Origin of the sequence: Thermodesulfatator autotrophicus (assembly GCF_001642325.1) — a bacterium.
Lineage (GTDB): Bacteria > Desulfobacterota > Thermodesulfobacteria > Thermodesulfobacteriales > Thermodesulfatatoraceae > Thermodesulfatator > Thermodesulfatator autotrophicus.
Map to the genome: position 1 here is coordinate 36846 of NZ_LSFI01000012.1, position 8378 is coordinate 45223.

At 44.0% G+C, this 8378-nt stretch carries 8 protein-coding genes; all 8 read right to left on the reverse strand.

What is annotated here, in order from left to right; translation table 11 throughout:
- Positions 1-246 precede the first annotated feature (246 nt).
- The 8 genes from ptsP to sat are packed head-to-tail and all read right to left on the reverse strand — an operon-like array spanning position 247 to position 7830.
- Positions 247-1971, reverse strand: a complete 1725-nt coding sequence (gene ptsP, locus TH606_RS03515; protein ID WP_068541320.1) for a phosphoenolpyruvate--protein phosphotransferase — start codon at positions 1969-1971, stop codon at positions 247-249.
- Entirely contained in the window at positions 1968-2228 is a 261-nt protein-coding gene (locus TH606_RS03520; RefSeq protein WP_068541321.1) for an HPr family phosphocarrier protein, read from the reverse strand. The genes ptsP and TH606_RS03520 overlap by 4 nt, the downstream gene beginning before the upstream one ends.
- Positions 2228-3469 carry a glucose-1-phosphate adenylyltransferase family protein gene (locus TH606_RS03525; RefSeq protein WP_068541322.1) on the reverse strand — a complete coding sequence of 414 codons (1242 nt, stop codon included), beginning with the start codon at positions 3467-3469 and terminating at the stop codon, positions 2228-2230. The genes TH606_RS03520 and TH606_RS03525 overlap by 1 nt, the downstream gene beginning before the upstream one ends.
- Entirely contained in the window at positions 3462-3845 is a 384-nt protein-coding gene (locus TH606_RS03530; RefSeq protein WP_068541323.1) for an FmdB family zinc ribbon protein, read from the reverse strand. Before TH606_RS03530 ends, TH606_RS03525 begins: the two co-directional genes overlap by 8 nt.
- Before the next feature lie 12 nt (positions 3846-3857).
- Entirely contained in the window at positions 3858-4898 is a 1041-nt protein-coding gene (locus tag TH606_RS03535; RefSeq protein WP_068541324.1) for a DHH family phosphoesterase, read from the reverse strand.
- Positions 4891-6045 (reverse strand): exo-beta-N-acetylmuramidase NamZ family protein, encoded by a 1155-nt coding sequence (locus TH606_RS03540; RefSeq protein ID WP_068541329.1) that lies wholly within the window; start codon positions 6043-6045, stop codon positions 4891-4893. The genes TH606_RS03535 and TH606_RS03540 overlap by 8 nt, the downstream gene beginning before the upstream one ends.
- A gap of 39 nt (positions 6046-6084) precedes the next feature.
- Entirely contained in the window at positions 6085-6441 is a 357-nt protein-coding gene (locus TH606_RS03545; RefSeq protein ID WP_197460501.1) for a DUF6955 family protein, read from the reverse strand.
- Between the two features lie 30 nt (positions 6442-6471).
- Positions 6472-7830, reverse strand: coding sequence for a sulfate adenylyltransferase (gene sat, locus TH606_RS03550; protein WP_068541326.1), 1359 nt, complete (start codon positions 7828-7830; stop codon positions 6472-6474).
- Between the last annotated feature and the right edge of the window lie 548 nt (positions 7831-8378).

Genomic DNA, 8378 nt, shown 5'->3' on the forward strand with positions numbered 1-8378 from the left:
GCAGTGACAATAAAGGAATGTACTCCTCGCATGATAATAGGGAGAGGCTCCTTGCAGTGACAGATAATGTAGTAATTGCGAGTCACGTTCCCCACCCCGTCATTGCGAGCCACGAAGTGGCGAAGCAATCCTTTCGCAAGGCGACACAGTCGCCGTGGCGATCTCAATCTAATGTTTTAAGTTTTACAAAGGTTTCTAAAGAAGAAAATTTCTTCCTCACAAGACAGGAAAATTAATCAGACAGACCTAACTCAAAAGACCTTCTTTTCCCAACCAGTTTTCCAGATACTCTTTTACTTCTCTGGCTGAAGAAAAGTCAATAACCTCTTCACACAGCTGGCGACATTTTTTAAAAGATAGGGAGCATATATAATCTTTAATAGCTGGAATAGACTGAGGGTTCATGCTCAATTCGTCAAAACCAAAGCCTATGAGAAGTGGCAAATACAAAAGCTCACCAGCCATTTCACCGCACATAGCCACCTGAATTCCCGCTTTATGGCCTGCCTTGACGATATAGTCAATCATTCTAAGAATACCCGGATGCAAAGGCTCATAAAGATGGGCTACCTGTTCGTTACCGCGGTCAATAGCCAGGGCATATTGAATTAAATCGTTGGTGCCGATACTAAAAAAGTCCACTTCTTTGGCCAGGTGGTCAGCAATAAAGACCGCTGTAGGTATTTCTATCATGGCTCCACAGGGAGGAAGTTCTATACTGAACCCCTCTTCTTTTAATTCTAGATAGACCTCCTGTAAAAATTTTTTGGCTTCTCTCAATTCTTCTATCCCTGAAATAAGAGGAAACATTATTCTTACGTTTCCGTAGGCACTGGCCCTCAAGAGGGCGCGTAACTGTACTTTAAATAAAGCTGGATTTTTGAGACATAATCTTATTGCTCTAAGCCCTAAAGCCGGGTTTATTTCCGCTGGCAAATCCAGTTCTTCGGCAAATTTGTCTCCACCCAGATCTAGTGTACGAAAAGTAACAGTATGAGGATATAAACTCTCCACTACCTGACGATAATTAGCGAAAAGCTCTTCCTCCCCAGGAAGGGTTTTACGAACAACGTAGAGATATTCTGTACGGAAAAGCCCAACCCCTTCAGCTCCAAAGTCAATAGCCAGGGGAATCTCGTCAAGAAGTTCAAGGTTAGCTTTAACCGTTACTTTATGACCATCACGAGTAATAGCAGGTTTTTGGGCCTGAGCCAGAAGCCTTTCCCTTTCTTCTTCACAGCGAACACGACGATCAAGAAATTCTTCTATTACCTCTTGAGAGGGGTTAATAATCACATCACCACTTAAACCATCAACTATAAGCAAATCTCCCGGTGAAACCTCTTCCATTATATCTTTTACCGCTACCACTGCCGGAATACCAAGGCTTCTCGCCACAATAGCCGTATGCGAAGTACGACTGCCCATTTCTGTTACAAAAGCATGGGTGGTTTCAGGTTTAAGACGAGCGGTATCTGCCGGGGAAAGATCCCGCGCCACCACAATAGCCGGATCCTCCAGCTCAAAGGACTCTTCTTTCCCTTTTAGGGCCAGAATTACCCTTTCAATCAGGTGTTCAAGATCCTGAATGCGCTCTTTTAAGTAAAAGTCCCCAATGGAAGAAAAAACCTTTTGGTATTTATCAAGGACTTTACGCAAAGCCCATTCGGCGTTGGCGTAATAGCGCCTTATAAAGTTCTCTGTTTCTCTGATTAAAGAAGGATCTTTGAGCATTAAAATATGGGCATCAATAATGGATAACGGCTGGGTCATTTCTAAAGGAATATGCCTTTTTACCTCTTCCAAGTCTCTTATAGCCGTGGCCAGAGCTTTGTGGAAACGGGCTATTTCTTTTTCAATCTGTTCTGGGCGGAGGACCCTGCGCGCAATTTTAATACGGCCGGTAAGCAAAATATAGGCAGGCCCTATAGCTACACCAGGTGAAACGCCTATCCCTTTTAGCCGTTTCATGGAGCTTTTGAACGCAAAAGAGTAATTATCTCTTTTAAAGCCCTTTCGGCTTCCTCTCCCTCGGCCCATATTTCAACTGTTGAACCCTTCTGGCAGGCTAGAGTCAAAACATCTAATATACTGCTAGCTTCAGCTGTGCGCGAGCCTTTTTTAAGGTAAACCCTGGCCTTAAAACGCCTGGCAACTTCAGCTAGCTTAGCCGCTGGACGGGCATGTAGTCCCAATTCGTTTTCAATAATAACTTTTTCTTTCAACATCAGGAAACTATTTCTCCAGCAGGATAACTTACCTGGGAAAAATCTTCTTTTTTTAGATTGGGATACACTATAGCCCCTGGAGCAATTTTAAGACCAGAAGGCACACTCGTTTTAGTGCCAATAACCGTGATATCCTCCTCGCCTCCCACCTGTGTCTCTTCTTCTATAGTTACCCCGGCGTCACAAATAACCCTTTTAAGCCTGGCACCACGTTTGACCACTGTCCCATAAAACAAAATTGATTCAGATACCTCAGCGCCTTCTTCTATAACCACCCCGGGGAAAAGCACTGAGCGGTGCACCTCTCCGTTAATAAAAGAGCCGTTGTAAAACAAGCTATCACAAATATTTGCTCGGGTTCCCAAAATAGTAGGTTTTCTATCTCTTACTTCACGATGGGCCAGATTAGTACAGATTTGCCAGCGTTTAAGGTCTATTTTGGGTTCAGGGCCCAACAAATCCATATTTGTTTGCCAGTATTCTTTAACTGTTCTGGTATAACCCCAGTAGCCTCTAAAAATGTAGCCATACATACGATATGCCCCTAACATCCTAGGAAGGATATCTCGCCCAAACTCGTGAGAATCTTCCCCGACATTGGCTAAAAGAACCTCTTCCAGGACTTCTGGCCTGAAAGCGTAAATAGTAAGCGAGGCACAAGTTGAAACTGGCGGAGAAACTTTTTCCCGATAGTCCTTAAGTGGCCCTCCAAAGGGAGACACTTCTTCTATTACACCCTGGCCAAAACGATGGGCTTCCTCTTCCTTAACCGGTGTAAAGGCTATGGTAACATCAGCTTTGTTTTGCAGATGAAAATCGAGAAAAGGCCGATAATCCATCCGATAAATATGATCCCCAGAAAGGATAAGCACTACCTCAGGAGACCACCTTTTTATAAACTCAAGGTTTTGATAGACAGCGTCAGCTGTCCCTTTATACCAGTCTGAAGCTTCGCGCCCACGAAAGGGAGGTAAAATATAAATTCCTCGGCGGCGACCAGTCATATCCCATGGGATACCATAGTCAAGGTGTTCCATCAAAGAATAAGGACGATATTGAGAAAGTACTCCTACCAGGAAAAAGCCTGAACGCATGAGATTGGTCAGGGGGAAATCAATTACCCTGTAAACTCCACCAAAAGGCAAAGAGGCCTTAGGACGATAAAATGTTAATACAGAAAGTTCATCCACCCGACCTCCAGCCAAGATCATAGCCAAAACCGGGATGTTTTTTTTAGCCATCACCCTTCCCCTCAGAATTAGTTGGAGCTTCAGATTCTATGGACTGGCCAGAACTTTCTTTTTCTATTTCTTCTTCCACTCCTTCTATGAGTTCGTCAAAGTCATCTCCCAGCTCATCTCCAAATTCAGCTCCGAACTTATCTATCATTTTTTTGATGCTTTTTGGGTCTTCTTCGTCAAAACTTCCTAAAAGAGACGGGTCTGCCATCTTCTCCAAACGGGAGTCCAAAGATATTCGCACTCTAACCCGTGAAACAAGCTTTTCCATATTAAGACTACCACAGTACTTACAAAAGGGGTTAAAGTCTTCTCGACTAAGAACAAGATGATCGCTTACTTTGCCGCACTCAAGACAGCGGTATTCATAGATGGGCATATCCCCCTCCTGCTACTTGCGAAAATGCTTCTCCAGTATACGAATAAGGCTGCGGGTAGTGAAGTTGCCGTTATTGTTTATATTTTCTAAGGGGACTTCCGCACGTGCTTTTTCCCGATGGCCCCCAGCAAAGCCGATTTTACCAAAGACACGCTGGGCCAGCTTGCCGGCATCTTTACGATAACCATCACAGCGAATAATAACCACCAGGCGATCACGATATTCTCCAGAAACGAAAACCCAGCCGATCTCGTGCACGTGGTTAAGAAAATCAGCAATGACTACCAAAATATCCGGATTAGGCACCTTACCCAGGTGGGAAAAAAGGCGCTGTTTCCTAACTTTTACTTCCTCTAAGGCCTTACGAAAATATTTTAGTTCTGCGCGCCGAATAGTAGATGCTTCTATTTTATGTAGCAGGTGGCGGTTCATGCGTTTAAAGAGATACTGAAAGCAGAGAACATCCTGGATGGTACACTCTTTTTCAAAGTTATTAGTGTCAGTCTTAATCCCATATATGAGAGCCGTGGCAAGGGTTACCGCGGGTTTTACTTTTAAAGTACGCAAATATTCAGTCATCATAGAAGAGACGGCCCCATATTCAGGGCGAATATCAATAAAAGGAGCATCCCAGCCGTTACTTATGGGATGATGATCTATTACCACGTCAAAATTAAATTTCATAAATTCGGCGTTATGAGGAGGCTGCGAGTCTATCAAGACCTTTTTATTGTATTCAGAAGCCTTGACCTGGCGAAGTTTTACCAGGGGAATTTTTAAAAGCTGGGCCATAGCCAGGTTATTAAGCCTTCTTATCTCGTTTACATGGGCAATGGTAACCTCTGATACCCTTTGCCTGATAAGACGCTTCATGGCCAGGGCACTTGCCATGGAATCAGGGTCCGCCCAGATCAATATGAGAACCCGATCTTCTTTTTTAAACTGAGAAAGAAGGGTTTTTACCCTTTCCCGATTTGATTTAAACCTGGTAATTCTAGGTTCAATAACTTCCTGTTCTTTCGTAGCTAATTTACAAGCTGGCATATTAGGCATAAAGTTTTAAGGCCTCAATTTCTTCTTGAAATTCTTTAACCCCTTCTTCCAATAGGGCCAAAATTTGTTCTTCGTTTTGATTATTTAAAGCCTCTCGCATTTTTTCTTTCCCAACTATAATGTCAAAAGGACATTTTGACCATGTATATTCATAAGGCGGCCTTCTAAAAGAAAACTCAGGATTTTGAGCCAGGACTTCTTTTAACATCAAGAGGGTCGTTTTAACAGGCTGATAAGTCTGAGGCCTTTTTACCCACAGTTTTATCCCCTGACAAATCCTTCCCGCCCATTTATCAAACCAGGGAACAAAGTTTATAGCTTGAACCTTAATTTCACTTATTTTAGAAAAAAATTTTTTAAGCGCCAATACCTTCAGCCAGGGGGCCCCAAATATTTCAAAAGGCAAGGTGGTGCCACGCCCTTCAGAAAGGTTTGTCCCCTCAAGTAAAACCTGGCCCGGATAGACCAGGGCCGTTTCAAAGCGAGGCATGTTGGGAGAAGGAGAGACCCAGGGGAGACCTGTCTCAGGAAAAAACATATCTCTTGTCCAGCCCTCCATAGGAACAACTTCAAGCTCTAAGTCCAAAGAAAATTTTTGCTTAAAATAAAAGGCCAGCTCACCTATGGTTAAGCCATGCCGCATAGGGAGAGGAGCCAGGCCAACGAAAGAAAATAGTCCTTCTTCTAAAAGTGGGCCTTCTATATTTCCAGCAATAGGGTTGGGACGATCAAGAACAATGACCTTAACCCCGGCTTTGGCGCAGGCCTCCATGGTGAGCAACAAGGTCCAGATATAAGTGTAAACACGAGTGCCAACATCCTGCAGATCAACTAGCAGTATGTCTATTTCCGCCAGGTGTTCTGGCTCTGGAGCAAACCTTGGCCCATAGAGGCTGATAACTGGTAGTTCTGTTTCAGGTTCTATGGTATCAGCAGATTCAATCATATTGGCCTGTTTTTCACCAAGGAGACCATGCTGCGGAGAAAAAAGTATCTTTAATCCCTGCGGAAAAAGCGCTTTTAAAGCCACCCAGGCAGGCGTTAAATCTGGAAGAATAGAAGCCTGATGGCAAAGTAAACCTATATTCTTGCCAGTTAAGACCTTTGGGGGATTTTTAAGAAATTTTATTAGCCCGGTTTTAACCATAAGAAAGAAGCCGCCCGGAAGGCGGCCTCTTTTTAGCAATTAGTCAATTTCTGGGGGAGGAAGATATTCAGATTCTTTAGCAGCCGCTTCTTTAATTTCGTCAACTTTCTGGAGCACAGCTTCTACTACTTCAGGCCCGAGGGATTTCTTTTCAACAATCTGGTTGAAAAGCTCCCTCATAAAAGCCACTGGTACGTCAGTAATAGCACCACGGGAGTCAACACGAGCGGTATCAAACTCCTGCAAAATTTTATCTTTCAATTCTTCATTAACGGGAACTTCTAAAAGTCTAAGTTCTCCACCAAACATATACTTAATATTTTCCTCTAAACCGGTGCCTCTAATTTTAGCCATCCGGTGGTCGTCCAATAGGACTACAATGAAATATTCACCCATTTTCATCCTCCTTTTTAAAGGTTGTTTTCTTTAAAGATCTTCAAGGTCAACTTCAAGCTCTTTCTCTTTATTAACAACGTATTTTTCATTACAGAACGGATAGCCAAAGTGCTTCCACCACTTAACGATAACTTTATAAACCTCAGGACGCATAATAATGCTGGGAGGCTGAACACCCTCAGCTACCATGCCGCGGAGAAAGCTTCCAGAGAGCTTTTCACGCTTGTGGCCGCAGGTTTCAGAGTAAGCCATTTCCTTACAAGTGGGGCAGTAAGAAAATTCACGCATATTTTGAGGCCTGATATCAAGGCCGTAAGGCACATCAGTAGGCGGAGCAGGGAATCCGAAGCTTGGAATACCCTTTGTCCATAGGATCTGGGTAGCCCACTTGTCATAGTATTCGCCAACAGCGGCGTGGTCACGCCCGAACATGTGGTGCGTGCAACCCATGTTCTGACGGATAATTCCGTGGAGCAAGGACTCAAGCGGGTTACCATAGCGCATATCCCAGAGAACAATGGTGGGGAGATGACGCTCAGGCTTAATGTAACCGCCTTTGTTTACAGCCTCGTGGCCTTCAACAATGGCTTCGTCAGGATAGTCACCACGACGCTTAACACCAATAACCGCGTTTACCAGGATACCGTGGCAGGGCTCAACGTCTCCGGTAAAGGCCGCGCACTTCATCAAGAATTCGTGCCCAACGTGAGGAACGTTACGGGTCTGGTGGTTGATAACTGTACGCCAACCGCGGCGATCAAACTCCTCACGGCTTTTGCGTGGAGGATACCAGAACCTGTCAAAAGGAGGCCTTAATTTGGGTTCATTGATGATGGTGTATTTACCAGCAAGTACTACCGGCTGAAGGCTGCGGTAAATTACCCAACCAGGATGTTTTTTGTTAAAAGGTTCCTTTACTACTTCAGGGTTACGCTCAGGGGTACCAAAAGTCAGGTGAGCAAGTTCTTCAGGATTGTCAATACGCCATACTTCTTCAATATCAAGGATAGCAAAAGGCTTACCTTTCAGATTAAGGACCAAGCGGTCACCAGCCCCTACCCCAAGCTTCTTGTAGTCTTCTTCGCTGATGTCAAAAACGAGAGGATAGGGGAAAATCCACTCATTTAAAAGACGGCGCTCTTTGAGAATTCTTTCTACTTCTGCCTGCTTCATGGAGCCCTCTACCGGGCTGAAAAAGCCATAACAAATGGACATGATTTCACGATAAACGTTACGTACCGGAACTCCTGTTTCATAGTGAAGAGTGGGTTTAATGTCGTAGGAAGGGCAACCTTTAATCATCTTTTTAGCGGCTTCTTTGTCGGTGATGACCCTTTCTACTAATCTACCTCCGTGAGGCAGGGGACGTTGGATTAAAAACCTCGACATCGTACACCTCCTTAAAAATTTGTGATTCTCAACCCAAATTTGCTTTTATGCTAGGTTAAAGCCTTTTATACCTAATCTTTGAAATTTGAAAAACTCAATTTTGTTAATTTAGGCTTAAGTTAAGCTTATCTTTCAGCCAAAAACATTAAATTTCTCTTATTTGCTTGGTATTTCGGCTAAGACTGAATGATTAATTAGTGTGCAAAACAGATAATAATTTGAAACCGTTATTCCGGGCCTCAACCGTCATTGTATGGTTTTTACGAGTGGAGTAATTTCTTATGAGTCTGCTTCGCCTGTCCCGGTCTCCTCGCAGTAACAGTGGGGAACATGCTCCCCGCGGTGACAAAATGGGTTGTCATCGCAGACCTCCACTTTACTTTAGCATTTCAAACCTCTTTCCCTGTTGTGTCATGCGAGCCTTTTCCTACTCTATCATTGCGAGCCACGAAGTGGCGAAGCAATCTCTGTCACGGACGGCAGCGAAGGGATCTGAGATCGCCACGGCTACTACATCGCCTCGCGATGAGGCTATATAGGCTAATAAT